We start from the raw sequence: 24,367 nt of genomic DNA on the forward strand, positions 1-24,367 counted from the left end.
TTTAATGTGCCATGTTTTTGTTACAATGAAGCTGTCCCGAATGTTTCCCTACTCAAACACCGATTTATCATCATAAAGGATGTGACCCAATGAAGAAAAATAAAATATGGCTATTACTCATCTGCTGGTTTCTAACCACTCTCAGCGGCTGTTCCCCTAAAGAAGTCACGAGCCAAAATAACATCGTGATCGGCTTTTCCCAATCTGGGACAGAGAGTTCCTGGCGAAAAGCTCACACTAAGTCTATTTTAGACAGTTTGAAAAAAAACAACTATCAAGTTATCTACCGAAACGGCTTAATGGATCAGGAAAGGCAAATTCAAGACATTCGTTCCTTTATTGCCTATCGGGTTGATCTGATCGTCTTTACCCCACTGACTGAAGATGGCTGGGAGCCTGTCCTAAAAGAAGCCCAACGAGCGGGGATTGACGTTATGCTAGTCGATCGGGATATCGCCTCAGCTAGCAGTGACCTTTACCTCTCGCATATCGGGCCTAGTTTTAAAGCCGAAGGAAATCGTGCTGGTATTTATGTCAACAACTACTTTAAAGAACAACCTGACCGAGAAATTAACGTCTTGGAACTAAGTGGACTAACAAACGCTTCTCCGACAACCTTACGGAGCGATGGCTTTCGCGAAGCCATTGGGCGCGAACAAAACATCACCATTAGCCAAACCGTCTATGGCGACTACACTCGCAATAAAGGCAAAGAAGTCATTCGCGAATTAATCACTAACAATCAACTAGCAACGATCGACGTCTTGTACAGTCATAACGACGAGATGACCTTAGGCGCTTTAGATGCCTTAAAAGACACGGATATTCAACCAGGAAAAGACCTAATCATCGTCACCATCGATGGACAGGAAAACATCATTAAAGAGCTACGGGCTGGCAATGTTAATTGCGTAGTTGAATGCAATCCCCAAGCTGGGTATTATGTGGCTCGAGCGATTGAACGCCGCTTAGACAGCGACCATAAACAAATTCCTCATGAAATCTATATGCCCGAAACGGTTTTTTCCGATCAAGGTGACCTTGATATGATCCCCACACGAAACTATTAAGAAAGGAACTTGCCATGTTTACCTCTAAAAGTATTCGTCAAATTTTCCAACGACAAAGTACCTTGATTCTAATTGTGGCGATCCTCCCCTTGATTTTCAATACTTTCTTTTACACCAAACAACTCTATATGTACCAGAAAGTAGTCGAAAACATTAATGCAGCCAACGAGATTTCTTCAATTGTTAAAGATGAGATACCCGTTAAAATGCGAGATCTCGCCTATGGTCAGACAAACGCTAACAGTCCAGAAGCCAAAAATATTTTAATCAACGTTCGCAAAGACATTCAACAAATTGAAAAAAATACGACCACCCGCCACGAAACCAGTATTTTAGAAGTCACCTATCGCACATTGGACACGATTCAAACGTACTTGGATGAGATGATTCATAACCTGCAAACAGAAGAACCCGTCGCAAAAAATGAAACTACCCTCGCACAAATTGATTCTGTTAATCAGCTGCTCGACGACGTCTTACAAGACTTTGTCAAAGTCGAAATTGAACTTGCCAGTCAAAAAAACGAACAAATCGCCAATTCCGTTACGATCTTGCTGAAAGTTCAAGCCGCCATTTTTATTATTATTCTCTTCTTTATTGGCTGGACCAAATATTCATTAACTAAATACGTTCAACAACCGATTGATACCTTGGTCAGCATGGCCAATAATTTATCCAAAGGAGACTTAACTTATCGCGTTTCTTCCGCTGAAGTAGCCGAGTTAAACGTCCTGACGAGCAGTATGAATCGAATGGCCGGTGAGCTGGATCGCCTGATAACCGATAATGCCGAAAAACAATACCATCTGGCTCAAAGTGAACTAAGAGTCCTTCAAGCCCAGATCACCCCTCATTTTATTTATAACACCTTAGACGCAATCATTGCTCTGACAGAACAAGGCGACATGCAACGGGTTAAACAAACCATCTATGCCCTGTCTGATTTTTTCAGAATCTCACTTAGTCGTGGAAAAGATTGGATCAGTGTTGAAAAAGAAGCTCGGCATGTCAGCGATTATTTAACCATTTTGAAAACTCGCTACGGCGAAAGTTTACTACCAGTCATCAACATCCCTGATACTCTTTACGAATACGATGTGCTAAAAATGATTCTTCAACCACTTGTTGAAAATGCCGTCTATCACGGCACGAAATTTGTGCGACGCCAAGGCATCGTCGAATTAACCGGCTATGACGACCCTGATTTTCTCTATTTTCAAATAAAAGACAATGGCATCGGCATGAGTGCTGACAAGTTATCAGAAGTAAAAGCGGAACTGGCAAAAGGAATCGACACAGACTTTGAGGAAGGCTACGGCTTATATAATGTCAACAAACGCATCTTACTTTATTACGGAAGTTCAGCACATTTATCCGTTGAAAGTCAGTATCGACAAGGCACTATTATGACCATCAAAGTACCCAAAATTAGTAAGGAACTCATAGAAGGAAGTTGACAGCATGTATAAAGTATTTATAGTAGAAGACGAACACCTAATCCGTGAAAGCCTAAGAAAATTATTGCTTTCATACAGCGAAAATTACCCGATCAGCTTTGCGGGAGAAGCAGCCGACGGTGAGCTGGGATTAGCCGCCATGTTGGATGTTAAACCCGACATCCTGATCACTGATATTCGCATGCCATTTATGGACGGACTAACCCTTGCCAAAGAAGCAAAAAAAATCTTGCCTTGGATTAAAATTATTTTAATCAGCGGTTACGATGACTTTGACTACGCAAAATCAGCCATCCAACTTGGGGTCGAGGAGTATTTATTAAAACCGATTAAAGAGATGGAATTACAAGATACCTTAACTAACGTTATTGCAAAACTAGATACCCAAAAAGAACTAACAGCTCCTAGTGCCGCTCAACCAAACACGTTCATTTTTGAACTTCAAAAAAATCACTTTTTAAACGGGCTATACAAAGGCGAGTTAGCCGTGGAAGACGTGATCAGCGAATCTCAGCAATTTAATCGTCACTTATTAGGCAATAAATTTACCGTTTTACTCGCCACTAATAAATACGATGCTGACTTTGCCGATTACAATCGTTTTTCCGAATACTTAACACTGCTTTTCGGTGACGATCCGGCCATTATTTTTTCCAGTATCTCCTCTGAATACATTAAATTTTTAGTCTTTCAACCAGATAAACAACGGCTGCTTGAAAAATGTTACCAAATTGCCAACACCCTGATTCATGAACTGGAACAAGATGATACCTATGATATCGTCGTCGCCTTTGGAAATGTGGTTGAACGAATAAGTGAAATAAAAAATGCTTTTCAAATCACCGAACATTTGATTCAAACTTATGGCAATTTAAGGACCGAAAAAATCATCAGTTACGAAGACGACATTTTAGACGGCGAAGTCTCCCCAACCAATCCGTTTAAACTCGACATCGCAGATAAAATCGCCAGACTTGACCCAACTAAAATCGATGAGTTGGTTCATGAGTTAAGTGGAACGCCCCATGACAAAGAAGAACGAAATCGCCTCTATCGCTTTTTCGTCTTAATCGAATTAGTCAATTTAGTTCAAAAAAAAGAAATTGAGACAGCTGAACTGAGTTTAGAACAATTAAGCAACATCGAATATTTGGCTGCCGTTGCTAACACCCTCGAACAATTTCAACTGGTAGCAACGCCACTGATTACCTATTTAAGTAATCATAAGATCAATGCTAAAATGGTCAAGTATCAAAGCGTCATTCAAAAAGCACTGACTTTCATTAATCAACATTTTACCGACCCAGATATCTCTTTAAATACCGTTGCCGATGAAGTAACCTTAAGCCCCGCTCACTTTAGCACCATCTTTTCTCAGGCAATGGAGATCACCTTTATCGACTATCTGACAAACGCTCGTCTGAATCATGCCAAAAAGTTATTAAAAGAAACTGACGATCGTTTAAGCACGATCGCCTTTGCTATTGGCTATAATGACCCTAATTATTTTAGTTATTTATTTAAAAAGAAAATCGCCATTTCACCTAAAGAATATCGCAACCAAGTTAATCAGTAAAAAGACCGCAGCCAACTGAAGATATCAGTTAGCTGCGGTTTCTCTTAAAGCTCATCCGTTGAGCCTTACAAAATAGGTGAAAACAATCTGGAAATCTGTTGTTTAAAAATCAACCAGGCTGACATTTCTTTAACAGTTTCTGTCGTCATTTCCGTTGAGACACTCATATCTTTTTCAAAAATAGCCGCCAATTCTGCCACAATCTTCTCATCATGCAAAACAGCGCTCGCCTCAAAATTCAACTTATAACTGCGAATATCCTGATTAGCAGATCCCACAATACACGTATCATCATCCATTATCAAGGTTTTAGCATGCATAAACCCGCCCTCATAGACTTGAATTTCGATATTTTCCTTGATTAGCTGACGGGCATAGTACTGAGTCGCGCGGTAGATAAAGGGATGGTCCGGCTTATCCGGAATCATGACTTTGACATCCACCCCTGAACGGGCCGCTATTTTGAGAGCCGCCAAGACACTGTCGTCAGGCACCAGATACGGGGTTTGGATCCAAACCCGTTTCTTAGCCGTCGTGATTAACTTGATAAACGCCAACTTAATCTGCTCATGTTCATTATTTGGGCCACTGGCGATAATTTGAATCGGCGTCTCCCCTTCATCCATTAAATCTTTAGCATCAAAGAAATAAGCCTCTTTATACTCCAACTGATCAACAGGAGGCGCAGACACATTCCAGTCCATTAAAAAGCGGATTTGTAACAGAGATGCTACAGGACCATGCATCCGCAAATGGGTATCCCGCCAATAGCCAAACTTTTTGGTGACACCAGCGTATTGATTGGCCACATTAAACCCACCTGTGTAGCTGATCTTGCCATCAATCACCACAATTTTACGGTGATCATGATAATTGAGACGCAACTTTAAAAGCGCTCGCTGAGAGGTAATAAAAGTCTGGACCTTGCCACCATGACGGCGCAACTGATCAAAATGTTTATTTTTAGTCCCAAGAGACCCATAAGCATCGTACAATAGCCGCACTTCCACGCCTTGACTAGCTTTTTCCTCTAATAGTTTCAGAATACTCATGCCAACCTCATCGGTCACAAAAGCATAATACTCAATATGAATGGAATGAGTGGCAGCTCGGATGTCCTCTCGCATGCGCTCAAACTTCTCAGCACCATCTGTGATGATCTCCACTTTATTTTGGCGAGTAATGGGCATCTTATTTAAGGAAGAAAAAAAGGCCAGAAAATTGACATCGACTTCCTCAGAATGCTCATGCTCATAAAGCCGTGTACCTGACTCTTGAAACGCCTTAAATTTTTCCAATTCATCAAAATCATTTTTTTGTAACTGAAACATTCGTTTGTCTCCCAAACCACGTCCGAAAAACAAATAAATAACAAATCCAATAACGGGTAAACTGATCAAAACCAACAACCAAGCCCAAATAGCAGCTACATCTCGCGGCTTCATTAAAATCGTAATGACCGCAACAACAGCATTAATCACGTATATTGTTGTCATAATACTTATTATCATCCTGACACCTCCAAATATAGTCTACTTATTGAGTATAAAGCTTTAGAGTGATTTGGTCTAGTTTGAATATTATTTGTATTTTTTGCCAAGCGTTGACGGCCTCTTTAAGCTTCCTTTAAGTTCCACCTTATAAAGTAGAGTTAATTAGATAACATATTTGAATCAGGAGGTAACCCAATGTCAACCACCATCTTAATTCCTTCATTAGAACCAACCGCCAATTTTCCCCGTTTGCTAGCGGAATTGCGCCAGCTAACGGATGATCCCATTCTCATCGTAGACGACGGTAGCGGCCCAGCCTATCAGTCGGTCTTCTTAGAATTAGCCAAAATAAAAAATACCACTGTCCTCTACCATCAGACCAACCTGGGGAAAGGAGCGGCTCTTAAGACTGGTTTCGCTTATCATTTAGAGCACTTCCCCCATTCTGCTGGAATTGTCACAGCAGATTCAGATGGTCAGCACCATCCAGCAGACATTGTCGCTTTGACACGACTGATACGACCTAATGAGCGAGTGCTCGTTTTAGGCTCCCGCCATTTCACTCGGCAACAGACACCATTTAAAAGCTACTGGGGGAATCGCCTGACCTCTGTCATTTTCTATGGCACCACTGGCATCAGTTGCCATGACACTCAAACAGGATTGCGCGGTTTACCACAAGAAATTATTCCAGATATGTTAGAGATCCCAGGAACTCGCTTCGAATACGAAATGAATGTCTTGCTCAACTTAACCAAGTATCACATCGTGATTCACGAAATGCCAATCGCCACCATCTATTTAGATAATAATTCCGGCAGTCACTTTCGAGTCGTCCGTGATTCTTTACGAATTTATCAACCAATTCTCAGCTATATCTTGTCCTCTCTAAGTTCAGCAGGCCTTGATATTATTCTCTTTACCTTGTTGATAAAACTATTTTTTACCAATCACAGTTGGACCTCCTTACTCTTAGCAACAACCTTTGCTCGACTTCTATCTGGCTGCTTTAATTTTTTTCTCAACCGACACGTCGTCTTCAAAAGTCAAGGAAAACTCCATCAAGAAGCGGGTAAATACCTCCTGCTTTTTGGTTGTCAATTACTATTGAGCTGGCTGTTGTTACAGGGCTTCTCCCAATTCTCTAACAAGTTGATTCCCTTAAAAATCGCCATAGATTTTTCACTTTTTTGCCTAAGCTTCATGATTCAAAGACGACTTGTCTTTCGCTAAACTAACTGGAGGTCCCCTATGAAACAACTATTTAATTGGTTAAAAAAACCTTTTCGCCTAGGCATTATTTATAGCCTTTGCTTAACCTTAACCGTTGGCTATGTGCTCTTAGACACTTTTGTGATTCCTAAAGAACTAGCCAGCAATGATGCCAATACCCAAAGCCTTGACCCAAACCAAACTACGACCAAGGAATCCGCCACAACCACTGCAGCCACCATAACGGACACGAGCTACCAAGACGAGAACATCTCGATCGCCATTGCCACTGAACGGGCTAATGATACCACCTTTTACGTCGTCGATATTCAACTCAGCAGTGCCGACTACTTAAAAACGGCCTTTGCACAAGGCAGCTATGGACGTAACATTAAAGAGACCACCTCAACAATTGCAAAAGAGCAGCAAGCCATCTTAGCCATTAACGGTGATTATTACGGGTTCCGCGATACTGGCTACGTCCTGCGTAACGGTGAAACCTATCGCGATACACCTTGGGAAGGGACCGATGCTTTAGTCATTGATAGTGCTGGCAATTTCTCAACATACAGTGAAGACGATAACAGCTTAGCAGATATCCTGACCGCTCAAAACGCCCAACAAGTGTTGTCATTTGGCCCAACTTTGATTCAAGACAGTCAAATCGTCATTTCAACGAATACCGAAGTATCCCAATCAAAAAGTAGCAATCCCCGAACAGCCATTGGACAAATTGATGATCGTCATTACGTGATGATTGTCTCAGACGGTCGAACCGATGAAAGTGAAGGCCTTTCCCTTTACCAACTGGCTGAAGAATTTGCAAGCCGAGGAGCTTCCATCGCTTACAACCTCGATGGTGGCGGTTCCTCAACCCTCTGGTTTAACGGCCAAGTCATAAACCAACCAACGGATGGTCGTCAAATCAAAGAAAGATCTGTCAGTGACATTATTTACATTGGCTATTAACCCAAAAGGAGCTTCTTATGAATCTAAAAAAACAAAGTCTAATCTATTTACTTGCCAGCTTAGGACTCTTTATGTTTAACTACATCTATAGCCTCTTTAGCCATGGTGTCAGTTCTGACGCCATGAGTGGTATGTGGCATTACACCATCATTATGGCAATTTTATCAGGCGCAATGAGCTTGTTAAGCCACAATCAGCTAAAAAAGCAAATTCGCCTAGCAGCCTTGATGATTAACTGCGGTGTGGCAACCATTGTCAGCGGTCACCTTCTAACTGGTATTGTTGAAATAGCTGGCACAAATTCCGTTTATATTCCTTACTATGACTACAGTGGCTGGTTGTTCATTTTAGTTGGCACACTTATCGGTTGCTTCCGCCTAGTGATCAAACATCCTCCCCAATCTTTAGACTAAACCAGTTACCGCTCAACGATCTAATAGCGCGTTCTCGTTAAATAATCAGCTAGACCTTAACACTGGTTTATCCCAATCAACTGCCAAAAGATAAAACAATCTTTGAGCTATATAGTTCCCATTAAATAATCATCCTTTCCCGTTAAACTTTCAGCCAGAAAAAAGCAGAAAGTACCGCTCTTGGCGGATGATTATGCGAATTATCCAATGGAACTATCTGTTTGATTAGTTAACAGGATGTATATATTCAGAGGAATGAAAGGAAAGCTTAAAATGAAAAAAAACGTGTCACCAAGAGGAAAACGCAATCGTTTAATCGCAACCAGTGTTCTCTTGCTAACCGTTGGTTTCGGAACTTCTCGTCTCTGGCAAACGATCACTGGCAAAGAAATAGTCGCCCCAGAATCTCAAAAAACGGCAACTAAACCAACAGCCGATACAGTCGTCATAAATGCCACTCAATTAGATGTTCCTCTAATCGAACAAATGGAAGAACCTAGTCTATTTAACGGCTGTGAAATAACCAGCCTCGCCATGATGTTAAATTACGCTGATATCTCCGTGACAAAAAACGAATTAGCTGAAGCCTTTCCGACAGTTGATTACCTTGATGCGAATGGAAACTACGGCGATCCTAATGACGGATTCGTCGGCGATATCTATGGCGTTTCGATCGGCTACAGCGTTTATCACTCGCCAATCTATGAGCTTGCCAAAAACTACACTAACGAGGAAACGGTCAGCGATTTAACCGGCAAAGATTTTAGCAAAATCACCGAACAAGTCGCAGCTGGAAACCCCGTTTGGGTCATCACAACCGTTCCAATGGCACCTACTAATGACATGGAAGAATGGCAAACCAAAAATGGCACCATTTCAATCAGCTGGAATGTTCACAGTGTCTTAGTCACCGGTTTTGATTCCGATTCAATTTACGTCAATGATCCTTACGGTGAAAAAAATAAACAAGTTGACCGAGCTGATTTTGAAGCGGCTTGGACACAAATGGGGAGTCAAGCTGTCGTTGTCCAAAAAGAGCGATAGCAAACCAATTCAAATGAAAAAGGAAAGAGTCAGCTTAACTGACCCTTTCCTTTTTTGCTCTTAACCATCACAACTTAAGAGCCAACCCTAGCTGGACCAACTGATTCCCTGATGATCAAGCCGTGTTCAATATAAACCTGCCTTTCAGCTGGTTCCTTTTTGATTAATTTGTAGACATTTTTTGCTGCTTCATAGCCAATCTTTTCCATATTCTGGGAAACACTTGATAATTTTGGTGTCAAATAGTCATTTAAAATAATATCATCAAAACCAACAATTGAAATATCTTCTGGAATGGACAACCCCATTTCACTTACGGCCTTCATGGCTCCTATGGCCATTAAATCGCTAGCACAAAAAAGAGCCGTTAGCTGTGGCTGACTTAGCAAAAGATCCCGCGCAATTTCTACCGCAATTTTTTCATTAAAATTAGCATACTGGACATAGTACTCCATTAACGGCAGGTTATTTTTCTTTAAGGCATTGACATAACCAGTCTCACGATCAATACTGACAGCCGCTTCCCGTCGGCCATTAATCATGCCAATGTGGCGGTGACCTTGAGTAATTAAATAATCGACAGCCTCCGTTGAAGCTTTGACATTATCAATAGAAATACTGCAGATGCTCTCTTTATCTGCCCACATATCGATTAACGCAACTGGCAACTGACTTTCCAAAATTTCTTTGTAATAAGGATCATTAACCTTTAGCCCTTGCACAACAGCGCCAGTAATGGCTTTTTCATTACAAAACTCACGAAAACTCTTGCTCCCCTGCTTAATTCGAGAGGTGGCAAAAAAAACAAATTCAATCTGATGCTCCTCAGTGTAAGCATAGACACCAGATAACACTTCCATAGCCATGGTATTTTTACGATTCATTTCAAAATCATTTAAAATCAACGCAATGGTGACCTGAGTTTTCGAAGCCAGTGATCTTGCTGCAGCATTTGGCAAATAATCCATCTCTTTCGCGATCTTCATAATGCGGTTTTTGGTCGCCTCGCTAATATCCGTATAACCATTAAAGACCCGTGATACTGTTGCAATTGAGACACCTGCTTCTTTGGCAACGTCTTTAATTGTCACTCTCATATCCCATAGCCTCCCTTTTCAATCAACTCATTTGTACACCTAACCATTCAGCAGACTCATGGTTAGATTCCGACCTCTCTAGCTAGATAGTTCCCATTAAATAATCCTCCTTTAGCGTTAAACTTTCAGCTAGAAAAAAGCTGAAAGTACCACTCTTGAGGTCTGATTCTGCGAATTCCCCAGTGGAATTATCTGTCTGATTATTTAACATGATGTAGATAGTGACTGATACTCACTATTTTATCACAAATAGGTTAGAGACGGGCAATTTTTCGCCCAAGCGATCGCGATTTCGAAAGGGTATTTCCCTGTTAGACCTCTCGAGTAATCGTCGAATTTGGACCTTATTCTAGCTGTTAAAATCTACTACTATACAGTTCCATTAAATAATCATCCTTTACCGTTAAACTTTCAGCCAGAAAAAAGCTGAAAGTACCACTCTTGGCGGATGATTATGGGAATGATCCAAGGGAACCATCTGTTTGATTAGTTAACAGGATGTATCTAGTCGTTATTTTTCACCGTCCATCCGAACGCCTTGCAAGAAATACTTATTAAAAATAATGTAAATCAAGATGATTGGTAAAATGGTAATAACACTAGCTGCCATCGTGTGGTCCCAACGAACACCACCATTTTGCCCTTGAAATGTTTGCAGCCCTAAAGTTAGGGTATACTTGCTCGGTGTTGAAATATACAACATCGGCTTCATAAATTCATTCCAAAACCCCATAAAAACAAACACGGCTTGAGTCGCAATTGAGGGTTTAGCTAAAGGCATGACGATTCTAAAAAAAACTTGAAAACGCCCTAGGCCATCAATGGCAGCCGCCTCTTCGACATCTTTTGGAAAAGATAAGAAGAACTGGCGCATCATAAAAATATTGCCGATATTAATCGCCGCTGGAATAATCAACGCCCCAAAAGTATCAAGCATTCCGAGATTCATCAAAATTAAGTAGTTAGGAATTAACAAGACTTGAGCCGGTACCATCATCAAGGACAGAAAACCATAGTAAATGCGTTGTCGCCCAGGAAATGACAAGCGAGCCAAGGAATAGCCGGCCATTGTATTAAGAAAAATATTAATCACCGTTCCAATACTTGCCACAATCACCGAGTTGATAAACCACTTAATAAACAAAGAAGAACGACCAAAAATATAGTCATAGTTAGCCAAGGTAAACTGCTTAGGCAATAAACTTAAATCCCCGCCAACAATCTCTTCGGACGTTTTAAAAGATGCCGCGACCGCCCACAAGAAAGGATAAAGAGTGGCACAAGCATAAATAATTAACACCACATACAATAGAATTTTTAGTGTGTGACCTTTTTTCATTCCTCTAACCTTCCTTTCCAGCATTCAATTTTTCCGCCAGAATCGACACGGTAAAAATAATAATCGCTAAAACAATCGCCAGTGACGCCGCATACCCCATGGAGTTCATTTGACCAAAAGCATACTGGTAAATCATCAAGGCAATCGTCAACGTTGAGTTGCTAGGGCCACCAGATCCACCTGAAAAAATATAAGCTTGATCAAACATCTGAAAGGTCCCAATGATCCCCGTTAACAAGGCATAGGTCGTAATCGGCCGTAAATACGGGATCGTCACAAAACGCAACTTATCCAAAGCCGATGCTCCATCAATTTCTGCCGCCTCATAAAGTGCTTTTGGCAAATCAACTAAAGAAGCTAGATAAATCGTCATATACACAGGTACCGTTGACCAAATATTCATGACCATGATCACTTTCAACGAATAAGCGGGATTTTCCAAAAAGTTAATCGCCTCATCATAAAATCCCAGCGACATAAAAAACTCATTGATCGGACCATAAATATTAAAAATAAACATAAAAATAATCGTTAAAGCAGAACTAGAGGTCAACGTTGGCAAGAAGTAAACTAACCGAAAGACCTTCTTCCCCTTGACTCCATCACTGCTTAAGATATAGGCAATTACCAAAGCAAAAAACGTCTGTAAAGGGACCACAATCATCGCAAAACTAGCGGTATTTTTTAAGGCAATTAGCGCACGCTTATCATGAAACATCCTCACATAATTATCAAACCCTTTAAACGAAAAGGAATTTGAAAACAAATTAACATCATTAAATGACAAATAAATCGCAAATAGGACCGATAGCACAAAAAATATCACTGCAACCAAGATCGCAGGTGACAAAAACAAATAGGCCTGAAAAATTTCTTGCCATTCTCGCTTGGTTTTCCTACGTTTGACCGAACGTTTTTCCATCATATACCTCCTCTTCCTCATAGATCAGGTAGTCACTCACCTTAATGAAAAGGCTGAGACTCACTCCCAGCCCATCGACCCATGTTCCTTAATTGCTCGCTTCAATATCGGTATTAGCTTGCTCATCGGCTTTTGTCATCGCTTCTTTAAAGGATAAGGAGCCGTCTAGAGCTTTGGGTACAAAGTTTTTATACGCCGTGTCAATCGTCGTTAAGCTCACCCCTTTTTGCCATGGTGTCGCATATTCCCAGGCTTCCAAATGGACATTTAAATCAGCATTATCCGTTATTTTAGTCGCTTCTGCCACATCTTGGCGGCTTGGCAGTGTCCCCGTTCCTTCGACCCAAAGAGCCATACCATCTGTTCCCGTTACATATTGAATCCACTTATCCGCTAAATCACTGTTCTTAGTTCCCGCATATTTTCCCCAGCCAACCGAGAACATCATCGAACCTTTATCCTCTTTATAAGTAGGCATTTCTCCAACAGTGAAATTTATTTTTTGGTATTCATCCTTCAACGTCTGGTATACCCAGTTACCTTCATCCATAATAGCCAATTTGCCAGCGCCAAATGCTTCACCATTCCAGCCCATGCCAATGTCCTGAGGAGTGACAAAAGCTTTCGTATCCACCAAATCCTTGAGAATTGATAAATTGTCAACAATTTTAGCATTAGCCAAATCTGCCAAACCATCTTTAGTTTCAATTGACACATCGCCCCGTTGCGCAAGATGCAGATTACGAGCCATTTCAGGATTATAACTCATGGCAAATACTTTTCCTTTACCGTAGGCCTCATCAATTTTATGTTGGAAATCAGGTAACCAAGACACTAATTCTTCAAAAGATGTTGGCACATCATCAATCGACACCCCAGTCTTTTCAAAAACATCCGTATTAAAATACAATGCCAGCGTCGATAAGTCTTTTGGTATGGCATATAATTTATCATCTGTTGAGAAGATGTCGACTAACTTATCGTAAAACTTGTCGCTGGCCATCTTCTCTTTGTCCAGTTCCATCAACGCCCCATTTTCTGAGAAAAACGGATACATTGAAGCGTCTACATAAAAAGCATCTGGTGCCGTCTTACCAATTAAATCTGCTTGAATTTGCGTATTGTATTCGGTGTAAACCTTTTTCTCAATTTTGGCACCTGTGTCCTTTTCAAATTGACTAATCAGCTTACTTAAAGATTGCTCCTCTGACTCATTACCACCCCAGACCCCAATTTTTAAGGTGTCGCCAGAAAAATCTGTCTTCTCTGCCCCACTTTTTTGATTCTTGTCCCCACAAGCTGCCAAACCAATAACCGTCGCAGCTAACAGTAAACCCATTCCTAACGCTTTTAACTTCCTCTTCATCGAACATTCCTCCTACTAATCATTTTATTACTCCTCTGGTTTCCGACCTTTCAGAAAATCGGAAACCAGCAAGCTCTTAATTAAGTGAAACAGTGACAGAATCCACAACCGTGTATTCCATCCCACGAGATGTAAACGTAACGGGACTTACCTGATTTTTATTTGTCACAATTAACTGATCAGCCGTCACCAACATTTCTAGTTCATTTTGATGCCAAAAAATACTGTAACGCAACTCTTGCCAAGCCTTAGGCAAATGAGGGTTAATTCGCAGTTGGCCATCTAAGGCACGAACTCCACCAAACCCAAAAACCGTCATCAACCAAATTCCCCCTAAGGACGCTGCATGAATCCCCTCATCAGACGAAGTCATTGATGGCCCCATATCAATATTAGTCGCTTCTTTAAACAAATCATAAGATAACTCAATTTCACCTAAGTCTGCGGCTAACGCACTGTGAGTCGACAGCGATAAGGAAGAATCATGCATCGTCTTAGGCTCATAATATTGCCAATTCGCCCGTTTAACCTCTTCCGAAAAAAGATTCTCAAACAAGTAAATAAGCAATAAAACATCCGCCTGCTTGGTTATCTGCATATTATTGACTTGTTCCAAATTGTAATCATGAAACAACGTCCCTACTTGTTCATCTTGCTTATACGAGGTCAAAGGAATAATTTTTTTACTTAAATAGGTATCATCTTGTGGAATGACCAGCTCCTGATTAGGTTGGGGAATAAACAATTTAGCCACCTTATCTAACCACTCAGGGTAAACTCGTTCTAAATCAAGCTTCTGAGATAACTGAGCCAATAACGCAGGTTGTGAGACTTCAAGTTCTTCATAAATACCAATCGCTTTTTGAATGTTCCACTTAGCCGTATAATTAGTAAAGGCATTGTTATCCACATGTTCTTTATACTCATCAGGGCCAATCACTTCATTGATGTGGTATTTCTGAGTTTCATCATCCCACTCCAGACGACTAGCCCAAAACTTAGCTGTATCCAGAATAATCTCATAGCCTTTGGTCTCCAAAAAGTGTTGGTCTCCAACCGCTTCCACATACTGATTCACCCCATAAGCCACATCGCTGGTAATATGTTGCTCGATAAAACCAGACCAAATTTTAGTGGCCTTTCCTGTCACAATATCAGCGGCTCCCCAAACAGGCGTTGTTTCACCGTCTTCTATCCAAGCAGACTCCCATGGAAATTGTGCCCCTTCGTAGCCGTTTCCTTCTGCTTTACGATGGGCGCCGTGCAAACCATGATAACGAAATTCCAGTAAACCTCTGGCAATTTCAGGATGGGTATAGGTAAAATATGGCAGCATAAAGATCTCTGTGTCCCAAAACGTATGCCCCTTGTAGCCCTCACCAGACAATCCCTTAGCACCAATATTCATCCGATTATCATGAGCCGGTGTCATGACATGCAAATGGTATTTGGCAAAATTTAGCGCAACCTGATCTTGAGGGTTACTCGACGTAATGATAATCGGAGCAATTCGCCAGACCTTTCGTTCCCAAGCCGCGGCAGATGCTCTCAATAATTGATCAAACCCTTTTTTCTCTGCCCCTTTCAACTCACTTAAGGCAGTGGCTTCAATTACTTTTAACGCGCGACCTTCATGCTCCAAGTCACGACTAGTATGAATCGTCGAAAGCTTCTCAATCCGTAGCTCCTCACCTTCATCCAAAGTTAACCAATAATTGGTGTAAATTTGACGGCGGCGCATCTCTATTCGTGATTTTATTCGTTCGACAGGAATCGAAAATTGATGAACCGTCGTTTGAACCACATCAATAGCCGATTGAGTCGTTTGGGACGTCATCTGCATAAAGCGACTTTCAAACAGGTGTTTCTCACCTTCTGAAAAATGTTGGGAACCACTATTTGTTTGCTGACCATCGATTCCCGAAACAATTTCCACATCAATTTTGCCACTTAGAGATTTAACGGTCACTTTTTGTCCCATAACATGGAGCTGATCCATTGAAACAAACCGACTAAAATGAAATGACAGATCAGCGCCTCCAGGAGTCTGCCAATTAAACGAACGACTTAATTCACCGGTTTTAAGATTTAACTGGCGTGAGTAATCACTAATAACACCTTGAGTCAAATCCAACGATTCTTGGTTCACTTTAATCTTCATTTGAACCAGATCAGGTAGGTTGGGCAACTCTGTCACTTCCTTGGCGTCAAATTTATTAAATGTCCCAGCGACAAAAGTATCTCTTACCTCATTTAAATATTGCTCTTCTGTTGTGGCACGTTGTCCCATATACCCATTCCCAAGACACATAATTGACTCATATTTGCCTAACCACTCAGGGTTAAAAAAAGATTCTTCGATTATCCAAGATGTCTCCTCAGGTAGCTTAATACTTGTTTTCATAAAGTTACTCTCCTAACTAAAACGTTTTTGCAAAAGCTAAAAAAAATTATTTTTGATAAAAATAGTGATTAGATCGTAGCGCCGTCACAATCAACCCTGCTAGTAACAGGCCAACAATCAGAACAATCTTTATCTGACAAACTAAACTGCCAATCACGAAAATAACACTGAACAGCCCGTATTCCCTTAACATTCCTTTGGCGTGATAGTGATCTCGTTGCTAGCTATCCCATAACTAGCTAGCAACGTAATAACCAAAGCCAAGATTAAAGTGGTTGTATTCAATGTTGCCAAGCCATTCTGCGCCAGTGGATCGATTGCCAATACCATAAACCTCATCTTAACTCTCCCTCCAGTGCTGCATTTTCCAAAATGACCTCTGATTCACCTAGATAATCGTGCAGAGCCTTGCCAGTGACCTTCAGTAGACATAAACTGATCATCACAAAAATCGGCCCAGCATAAGGTAAAAAGTATAACAGCTTTGTCACTTCCCTCATTCCTTTTTTAACTAAAGGCGCCTTAACCCCATCCTGATAAACCGTTATCATTCTGGCGAGCTTCTTGCCTAACGTTCTCCCATTAAAGATATCTGAAGCAAGGACGCTATAAGCAATCAAGATTACCTGCCCATATATCTCACTGAGCTTAAAAGGGATATCTAAAAGCAAGACACAAATTAACAGGATTGGCAGATAGACAATCACCAGATCGATCAAAAAACTAAAGGTTCGTAAGATAAATTTAGACCATGCCACCTCATTCAACTCCTTTTAGCGAAAACCTTTTCGGTATCTGAGTCAAATTATAGCACGTTTAAATTCAAAATCAATCTTTTTTTTATTTTTATCACTTGTAAAATGAATTTTTATCAGGTATGATTCAACTTATCAAAAACGTTTTAGGAGGAATTATCATCATGTTTAAAGCAATCGCCTTTGACTTAGACGGTGTTATCACTGACACTGCCAACTACCATTATCTCGCTTGGAAAGCCTTAGGAGACGACTTAGGAATCCCCTTTGATCGTCAGTTTAACGAACAACTCAAGGGAATCTCACGAATGGCTTCCCTAGAAAAAATACTCGAGCTAGGCAAAAGAACTGCCGACTTTTCTAATGAACAAAAACTAGCCTTGGCGGCCAAAAAAAATACCCACTATCTAACACTCATTAAAACCATTTCGCCTGCTGACATTTTACCAGGCATTAGCAGTTTGCTGAATGAACTCAAAGAAGCAAACATTCAAATGGTCATTGCTTCTGCCAGTAAAAACGCTCCAACCATCTTGGCAGGCCTAGGCATTCAGGACTATTTTGACGCAATCATTGACCCCGACAGTTTAACTTCAGGAAAGCCTGATCCAGAAATTTTTAGCCAATCTGCGCAAGTTCTCGGCCTCACTCCCAATGAATTAATCGGGATTGAAGATTCTGAAGCCGGCATTCAGAGTATTAATGCCGCTAATATGTTTTCCGTTGGAGTAGGCGAAGCAACTTCCATGAAACTAGCAGACAGTCGCGTTGACTCAACCGCCGAATTAACCCTTGACTTTCTCAAACAGGTTTTTATCTAAGCCACAGCCACCTAACTAACCCGCTCGAATATTGAAAGCGGGTTAGTTTTTTTCTGCTCTCCAGCTTCACTTACATATCTAAACTCTTGGCAAATCCTTCCTAAGACTATGGTAAACTATAAGAAGACGACGACCTAGAGCCTGATCATTACAAAGTACTCAATCAGCTCTCAAGGTCCCCCATTCTTTCAACAATAATCCCATAATAATTCAGGAGGCATTCTCAATGGAACTATTTTTCAAACGACTCATTCAACGCAAAGAGCAACTAAGCCGCTTAGAAAATCAAGTCTTAGAATATATGATGGAGCATCCAACTGACGTCGTCGACTCTACCTTAGACGAGCTCTCAAAAAAAATCTATGCCTCAACCGCAACCATCAGTCGCACGTGTAAAGCACTGGGTTATTCAGGTTATCAAGAATTACGAATCGTGTTGACCCAGTACGTGTTAAAGAAACCTGCCCAATCAAATGTGGCGATTTCAGTCGATCCCCCACTTAACTCAACTAGCCAACGCGTGATGCGGGAAGTTAGCGGAACACTTGAACAATTGGCTCACTTTGACTTAAACCAAGCCTTAACACTCATTCAAAACAGCCGCAACATTGAGTTTATCGGCGTTGGTGCTTCCTACACCAACTGTGTTGAAGCTGCTCGCAAACTGACCTTTGCCGGACGTCCTAGCAATGCTCGCGAAGATTGGGATGAACTACGAGCAGTCGCCCAGGCCATGACACCTGAAGACTTAGCCGTCGTCGTATCCTACAGTGGTGAAACCCTCCACATCATGGAATACACCACCATTTTAAGCAACAATCAAGTGCCTATCCTAGCCATCACCGGTGACAATCATAACACTTTGGCCCAACGTGCCACCTTAAATTGCCCTGTTACCATCGAAACTCGTTACCTAGATAACCTTGATCTCAGCTCACGGGTGCCTTTAAGTCTGGGACTTGAATACATCGTCCATGCCTACATCATTGAAAACCATTCCTTGTAAACTCATACAGAAAATGTATCCTCATTCTTAATCCCTCCTCCTCATTGTGAAAGCGAAATCAGAGGAGTACACTTGGGGTATCAACTTAGGAAAACACTTTCCTAGAAAATTGGAGGAATAAAATGAAAAAGAAACAGTCTTTTTGGGAATTTTTTCAAGGCTTAGGCAAAACGTTTATGTTACCGATTGCATTATTAGCCTGCATGGGGTTATTTTTAGGAATCGGCAGTGCCTTTACCTCACCAACAACCCTTGACGTTTTACCCTTTTTAAATCAGGAATGGTTACAAGTAACCTTCCAGTTTATGTCAACCATCGGTGGCTTCGCGTTTACCTATCTCCCAATCATGTTCGCCATGGCAATTCCACTAGGGCTTGTCCGCTATGAAAAAGGAGTCGCAGCTTTCTCGGGGTTTGTCGGCTTTGTGGTGATGAACTTATCCATTAATTTTTATTTAACCCTTAACAATCGAATCGTTGACGCTGATCAAGTAAAAGAAGTCGGCCAAAGTTTTGTTATGGGGATTCAAACCATTGAAATGGGGGTTCTCGGTGGCATTATTGTCGGCATCATCGTCTACTTGCTTCACAATAAGTTTTACGACATCGTTTTACCTGACGCCTTTGCTTTCTTTGGCGGCTCCCGTTTTGTGCCAATCATCTCCGCCATTACTTTAGGCGTTACCGGTTTGGTTATTCCCTTAATCTGGCCAATCTTTGCCATTGCGATTACCGGCATTGGTCAATTGATTCAAAAATCAGGCGTCTTTGGTCCCATGCTTTTCGGAACTGGCGAACGCATTCTATTACCTTTCGGCCTTCATCATATCCTCGTGGCCATGATTCGCTTTACTGAAGCAGGTGGCACCCAAATTGTTGATGGCGAAACAGTCTCAGGTGCTCTTAATATCTTTTACGCCCAACTATCAAGCGGCGAACCGATTAGCCCCGCTGCTACAGCTTTCTTATCACAAGGTAAGATGCCAACCTTTATGTTTGGTTTACCAGCTGCCGCACTGGCCATGTATCGCACAGCACGTCCAGAAAATCGCCGTATGATCAAAGGCTTATTATTATCAGGCGTTTTCGCCACGTTTGTAACAGGTATTACAGAACCTATTGAATTTTTATTCCTGTTTGCTGCACCACTGTTATACGCCTTCCACGCTATCATGACAGGACTCGGCTTTATGGTTATGGCCTTACTAGGAGTCACTATCGGGAACACAGACGGGGGCATTCTGGACTTTATTATTTTTGGGGTCCTCCAAGGTACCGATACCAAGTGGTATCTCGTCCTAATTGTCGGTGCTATCTGGTTTGCTATCTATTACAGCGTCTTTACCTTTGCTATTAAAAAATTCAACATCAAAACACCTGGACGTGAAAAACAAGACATCCAAGTCAGTGACGATGAAGCTAACTTTAAGAAAAAAGGCAAGTACGATAATGAAGCCATTTTAGTCGCCCTTGGTGGCAAAACAAATATCGATTCCTTAGACAACTGCATCACGCGCCTCCGCTTAGTTGTCTCCGATATGAGTCTGATTCAAGAAGCCGAACTTAAACAACTAGGGGCTTTAGGTGTGGTAAAACTCGATGACCACAACCTTCAAGTCATTATCGGCAGCCAAGTAGCCAGTGTTAAAAATGCCATTGAACGAATGATGGAATAAAGGAGGGATTAGCTTGAAAACAAATTTTGATACTATCACTAACCGACTGGGTACCTTTTGTACCCAGTGGGATTACATCGAAGATCGTTTTGGCGAAAAAGAGCTTTTACCCTTTTCCGTCTCCGATACCGATTTTAGGGTCCCAGAAGAAATTACGACCAGTCTAAAAAAACGCCTAGAGCATGACATTTTTGGTTACACCCGCTGGAATCACCCAACCTTTAAAAACGCCGTTCTGCATTGGTATGACAGCCGCTTTAACAGCCAATTAAACAGTGACTGGCTCGTCTATAGTCCATCAGTTATTTATTCTATTAGCCAACTGATCAACAGCCAATCTCAAAAAGGTGACGGCGTTTTAATTCAAACGCCCGCTTACGATGCTTTTTTTAAAACAATCAAAGCCAATCAACGACAACTGATTGAAAATCCACTCCGTTATGAAAATGGACGCTACGAAATTGACTTTGACCTACTAGATACTCAATTGGCTGTTCCAACAACGACCATCTTTCTACTTTGCAGCCCCCATAATCCAACTGGGCGAGTGTGGCGTAAAGAAGAATTACGACAGATCATTGATCTGTGCCAGAAACATCAAGTCTTCCTTATTTCAGACGATATTCACATGGATGTCTTACGCCAAGAGCAACAGCACATCCCTTTAACCAACCTAAGTACCACTAAACTAGCTATTTGCACATCTGCCAGCAAGACCTTCAACATTCCAGGCCTAATCTTTTCGTATGTTATCATCCCCGACCCAACTGTCAGGGAAACATTCTTACAGCAATTAAAAGAAAAAGATGGTCTGTCATCAAGCAGCATTTTCGGGATGTACGCCACAGTTGCCGCCTACACGGAGTGTCACCATTGGGTAGATGACTTAAACGAGTATATCGACACCAGTTTCAACTTGGTCGAAAACTACTTAAAAGAACAGCTACCAGCGATCAGCTTGACGCATAGTGAGGCCACTTACCTAGCATGGTTAGATGTCAGTCAATTACCCTATACAAGTGACCAACTCCAACAAGCTTTGATTTCCATTGGCAAAGTAGCCATTATGCCCGGAGCAACCTACGGTACAACAGGCGAACACTTTTTACGCTTAAATCTAGGCTGTGCCCACACAAAATTATTAGACGGTTTAACACGATTAAAAAAAGCGATTGAATTCTTAGAAAAAGATATCAGACACCTGTCGACTGATTAATGTCACAAAAAAAAGCACAAGCAACTAACCAACGTTAGCTTGTGCTTTTTTACGACCGGTAAAAACTCATTACAATAAGTAACCTACCACGACAAATAAATAAGCATAACCATACAAGACTTCCCATTCCAAAAAACTTAAAGATAGCGCCCCACTGGCAACTCCCCTTACGGTTCATTCACTTGATTTAATTAGTCAGCTGTCACCACATTAGTCGAAAAAGAAACGGCATCGAGGTAGCCCTTATCATTCACCTTAACCATGGCGTTATAAGTCGATTTATCAGGTTTCTTAACCCCAGTCACTAAGGTCTCCTTTCCTTCCAATAACTCTTTGATATTTTTCTTCGTCAGCTTTTTCTTGCGGAAATTATTCGTTAAGGTATACTTGCACTTAGGATAACTGCTACAACCATAAAACTCACCTTTAGACACCATCCCACCACCACATTTGGGACACTTACCAACAACCGTTCGTTTCGACTTTCTCGATTTATACTCTTCCTTCACCTCATAAGCAGAAAAATCGACTTGGTCAATCTGATTGGGAACAGCCTCAATTAAGTGGCTAATAAATTTTTGAATATTCGCCAGAAAAACATCGGCATCGCCTTCTTTACGACCAATTTTTTTCAAATAGGTTTCCCATTTGGCCGTCATCTCAGCACTTGCTAACAAAGGTTCACTTTCGATGGCCACACACAACACCTTACCTTTTTCAGTCACAAGTAAGTTGTTTTTTTGCGCCTCAACATAACCTCGATTTTTAATCGTCTCGATGATCGAAGCTCTCGTCGCCTCAGTGCCAATTCCCTCAATCTCTTTCAGAAGCTCTTGGGCCTTTTCATCATCAACCGTCTTACCAGCTGTTTTCATGGCCGTAATCAAAGTTCCTTCAGTAAAAGGTTTAGGTGGCTGTGTCTCTTTTTCCTCCACCCTAATATTAGCCAACACCTCTTCACCAACTGCCACCTGAGGCAGTAAGACGCTTTTCTCTTTCTTATCCTCTTTACTAAACAACCCTTTCCACCCTTGAACAATTGGCACTTGGCCCTTACTCTTAAATAAAAGCCCAGCCACCTTCGTCTCAATCACAGTCTCCAAATATTGATAATCAGGTAAAAACATCGCCACAGTGGTCTTGGCTATCAGCAGATAAATTTGTTGCTGCAAAGTAGGCAGTTTGTTAAAGCGTTCTTTGCTAGGAACTTGTTTTGTTAAAATAATCGCGTGATGTTCTTGAACCTTTTTATCATCCACATAACGTCTGCGAGGCTGAGTTTGCGGTGTCTCATCGTCAATCCCTAAAAACGTTTTGTACATCGGCAATTTATCTTTTAAATAAGTAAATTCATTGTTGGTAATATAAGGTGTATCCGTCCGCGGGTAAGTCAACAGCTTAGCTTCATACAAGCTTTGAACCGCCTTTAACGTATTGCTGGCACTAGCCTTATAAAGCTGATTGACCTTACTTTGCAAACTACTTAAGGAATACAGCATAGGACTATTAGTCTTTTTTTCTCTTTTATCGACCTTGACAATCTGCCCATTCTGAACACCAACAATTGCTTGATTTTTCGCTAAAAAACTCAGCACTTCGCCACTGTCTTTAAACTTATTGGCAGGCGACAGTTGTCCTTTATAAATCCCTTCAACCGCTTTAAAATCACTCTCAACTTCAAAATAGGGAGTCTTTTTAAAGTTTTCTATTTCCAATTGACGTTTGTAAATCAAATAAAGCGTTGGGGTTTGCACCCGCCCCAATGAAAAAACGCCTTGGATTCCTTTTTTCTGTAAAGCCAAACTATAAAGCGGACTGCCATTCATGCCAATCAGCCAATCACTAATTTGCCGAGCCCGGGCTTCTTGATAATAGGGAATATAATCCAAGCCCTCTTTTAACTCAGCAAACCCTTGACGAATAGACTCTTTCTCTAAACTATTAATCCAAAGGCGTTTATAGCTTTTATTTTTTTTATACGCATTCGCTTTAATGATAATCGACCAAGCAATATTTTCACCTTCTCGATCACTATCGGTTGCAACAATAATTGTCGTGGCTACTTTTAATAAATCCGCCACAATGCGAAACTGCTTTTTCTTATCCTTTGGCACAACGAAGTCATATTTAGCTGGAAAAACAGGCAGATTTGCCAAATTCCACTTGCCCCACTTATCTTCATAATGTCCAGGAGGAGCCAACTCAACTAAATGACCAAACCCAAAAGTAATAAAGGTTTCTTCTGGAAACAGATCATCCTTTATGGCAAAATACCCATCTTTTTTCACCGAGCTTTGAAAAGCTCCCGCATAAGCCAAAGCCTGACTAGGTTTTTCAGCCAAAATTACGATACTCATTTTCTTACACTCCTCGTTGCATTTTCCATCCCACAGCATCCTTAACTTAAAAGGATTTCTTAGTTAGTATACCATAATCTCAGCAAAAAAACGCCTGTACTAAGGCGTTAGTCATGGTTTATTCTCAGTTTTCTAGCGATCAAACGACCTCAGTTGACGCCCTTATCCCTATGC

At 41.2% G+C, this 24,367-nt stretch carries 20 protein-coding genes; 11 read left to right on the plus strand and 9 right to left on the minus strand.

Annotation, left to right across the window (positions count from 1 at the left end):
- Positions 1-89 precede the first annotated feature (89 nt).
- From I6N95_RS17115 to I6N95_RS17125, 3 genes are read left to right on the plus strand one after another with little or no spacing between them, the layout of a single operon-like run.
- On the plus strand, positions 90-1,070 hold the full coding sequence (locus I6N95_RS17115) for an ABC transporter substrate-binding protein (RefSeq protein WP_209530209.1): 981 nt from the start codon (positions 90-92) through the stop codon (positions 1,068-1,070).
- A 14-nt stretch (positions 1,071-1,084) separates the two neighbouring features.
- The gene (locus tag I6N95_RS17120; RefSeq protein ID WP_209530211.1) at positions 1,085-2,527 is read left to right on the plus strand and encodes a sensor histidine kinase; all 1,443 of its coding nucleotides are present in this window, start codon (positions 1,085-1,087) and stop codon (positions 2,525-2,527) included.
- Positions 2,528-2,531: 4 nt separating this feature from the next.
- Entirely contained in the window at positions 2,532-4,103 is a 1,572-nt protein-coding gene (locus I6N95_RS17125) for a response regulator (protein WP_209530213.1), read from the plus strand.
- Between the two features lie 65 nt (positions 4,104-4,168).
- Here I6N95_RS17125 and cls read toward each other — a convergent pair whose 3' ends face one another.
- Positions 4,169-5,614 carry a cardiolipin synthase gene (gene cls, locus I6N95_RS17130; protein WP_209530215.1) on the minus strand — a complete coding sequence of 482 codons (1,446 nt, stop codon included), beginning with the start codon at positions 5,612-5,614 and terminating at the stop codon, positions 4,169-4,171.
- A 177-nt stretch (positions 5,615-5,791) separates the two neighbouring features.
- On the opposite strand from cls, the gene I6N95_RS17135 reads away from it, so the two are divergent.
- From I6N95_RS17135 to I6N95_RS17150, 4 genes are all read left to right on the plus strand, one after another.
- A complete protein-coding gene (locus tag I6N95_RS17135) occupies positions 5,792-6,829 on the plus strand; it encodes a GtrA family protein (protein WP_209530217.1) in 1,038 nt (345 codons plus the stop codon).
- 18 nt (positions 6,830-6,847) lie between these two features.
- Positions 6,848-7,777, plus strand: a complete 930-nt coding sequence (locus tag I6N95_RS17140; protein ID WP_209530219.1) for a phosphodiester glycosidase family protein — start codon at positions 6,848-6,850, stop codon at positions 7,775-7,777.
- Between the two features lie 17 nt (positions 7,778-7,794).
- Complete coding sequence (locus tag I6N95_RS17145) at positions 7,795-8,190, plus strand: hypothetical protein (RefSeq protein WP_209530220.1); 396 nt, start codon at positions 7,795-7,797, stop codon at positions 8,188-8,190.
- Between the two features lie 273 nt (positions 8,191-8,463).
- Positions 8,464-9,234, plus strand: coding sequence for a C39 family peptidase (locus I6N95_RS17150; protein ID WP_209530222.1), 771 nt, complete (start codon positions 8,464-8,466; stop codon positions 9,232-9,234).
- Between the two features lie 74 nt (positions 9,235-9,308).
- Here the strand turns inward: I6N95_RS17150 and I6N95_RS17155 are convergent, their stop codons facing one another.
- From I6N95_RS17155 to I6N95_RS17185, 7 genes are all read right to left on the minus strand, one after another.
- Positions 9,309-10,331 carry a LacI family DNA-binding transcriptional regulator gene (locus I6N95_RS17155; protein WP_209530224.1) on the minus strand — a complete coding sequence of 341 codons (1,023 nt, stop codon included), beginning with the start codon at positions 10,329-10,331 and terminating at the stop codon, positions 9,309-9,311.
- A 511-nt stretch (positions 10,332-10,842) separates the two neighbouring features.
- The gene (locus I6N95_RS17160) at positions 10,843-11,670 is read right to left on the minus strand and encodes a carbohydrate ABC transporter permease (protein ID WP_209530226.1); all 828 of its coding nucleotides are present in this window, start codon (positions 11,668-11,670) and stop codon (positions 10,843-10,845) included.
- A gap of 4 nt (positions 11,671-11,674) precedes the next feature.
- Positions 11,675-12,592 carry a carbohydrate ABC transporter permease gene (locus I6N95_RS17165; RefSeq protein ID WP_209530228.1) on the minus strand — a complete coding sequence of 306 codons (918 nt, stop codon included), beginning with the start codon at positions 12,590-12,592 and terminating at the stop codon, positions 11,675-11,677.
- 88 nt (positions 12,593-12,680) lie between these two features.
- Complete coding sequence (locus I6N95_RS17170) at positions 12,681-13,958, minus strand: sugar ABC transporter substrate-binding protein (protein ID WP_209530230.1); 1,278 nt, start codon at positions 13,956-13,958, stop codon at positions 12,681-12,683.
- Between the two features lie 76 nt (positions 13,959-14,034).
- Entirely contained in the window at positions 14,035-16,362 is a 2,328-nt protein-coding gene (locus I6N95_RS17175; RefSeq protein ID WP_209530232.1) for a glycoside hydrolase family 65 protein, read from the minus strand.
- 186 nt (positions 16,363-16,548) lie between these two features.
- Complete coding sequence (locus tag I6N95_RS17180; RefSeq protein ID WP_209530234.1) at positions 16,549-16,701, minus strand: hypothetical protein; 153 nt, start codon at positions 16,699-16,701, stop codon at positions 16,549-16,551.
- Positions 16,698-17,120, minus strand: a complete 423-nt coding sequence (locus I6N95_RS17185; RefSeq protein ID WP_209530236.1) for an RDD family protein — start codon at positions 17,118-17,120, stop codon at positions 16,698-16,700. Before I6N95_RS17185 ends, I6N95_RS17180 begins: the two co-directional genes overlap by 4 nt.
- A 161-nt stretch (positions 17,121-17,281) precedes the next feature.
- On the opposite strand from I6N95_RS17185, the gene pgmB reads away from it, so the two are divergent.
- The 4 genes from pgmB to I6N95_RS17205 all read left to right on the plus strand — a co-directional run bounded on the left by pgmB (position 17,282) and on the right by I6N95_RS17205 (position 21,836).
- Complete coding sequence (gene pgmB, locus I6N95_RS17190) at positions 17,282-17,938, plus strand: beta-phosphoglucomutase (protein ID WP_209530238.1); 657 nt, start codon at positions 17,282-17,284, stop codon at positions 17,936-17,938.
- A gap of 226 nt (positions 17,939-18,164) precedes the next feature.
- The gene (locus tag I6N95_RS17195; RefSeq protein WP_209530240.1) at positions 18,165-18,944 is read left to right on the plus strand and encodes a MurR/RpiR family transcriptional regulator; all 780 of its coding nucleotides are present in this window, start codon (positions 18,165-18,167) and stop codon (positions 18,942-18,944) included.
- Between the two features lie 122 nt (positions 18,945-19,066).
- Positions 19,067-20,620, plus strand: coding sequence for a maltose/glucose-specific PTS transporter subunit IIBC (malX, locus tag I6N95_RS17200; RefSeq protein WP_209530242.1), 1,554 nt, complete (start codon positions 19,067-19,069; stop codon positions 20,618-20,620).
- 13 nt (positions 20,621-20,633) lie between these two features.
- The gene (locus I6N95_RS17205) at positions 20,634-21,836 is read left to right on the plus strand and encodes a MalY/PatB family protein (protein ID WP_209530244.1); all 1,203 of its coding nucleotides are present in this window, start codon (positions 20,634-20,636) and stop codon (positions 21,834-21,836) included.
- A 191-nt stretch (positions 21,837-22,027) separates the two neighbouring features.
- On the opposite strand, the gene I6N95_RS17210 is transcribed toward I6N95_RS17205, so the two are convergent.
- The gene (locus I6N95_RS17210; RefSeq protein ID WP_209530246.1) at positions 22,028-24,193 is read right to left on the minus strand and encodes a DNA topoisomerase 3; all 2,166 of its coding nucleotides are present in this window, start codon (positions 24,191-24,193) and stop codon (positions 22,028-22,030) included.
- Between the last annotated feature and the right edge of the window lie 174 nt (positions 24,194-24,367).

Source organism: Vagococcus allomyrinae (assembly GCF_017829975.1).
GTDB lineage: Bacteria > Bacillota > Bacilli > Lactobacillales > Vagococcaceae > Vagococcus_D > Vagococcus_D allomyrinae.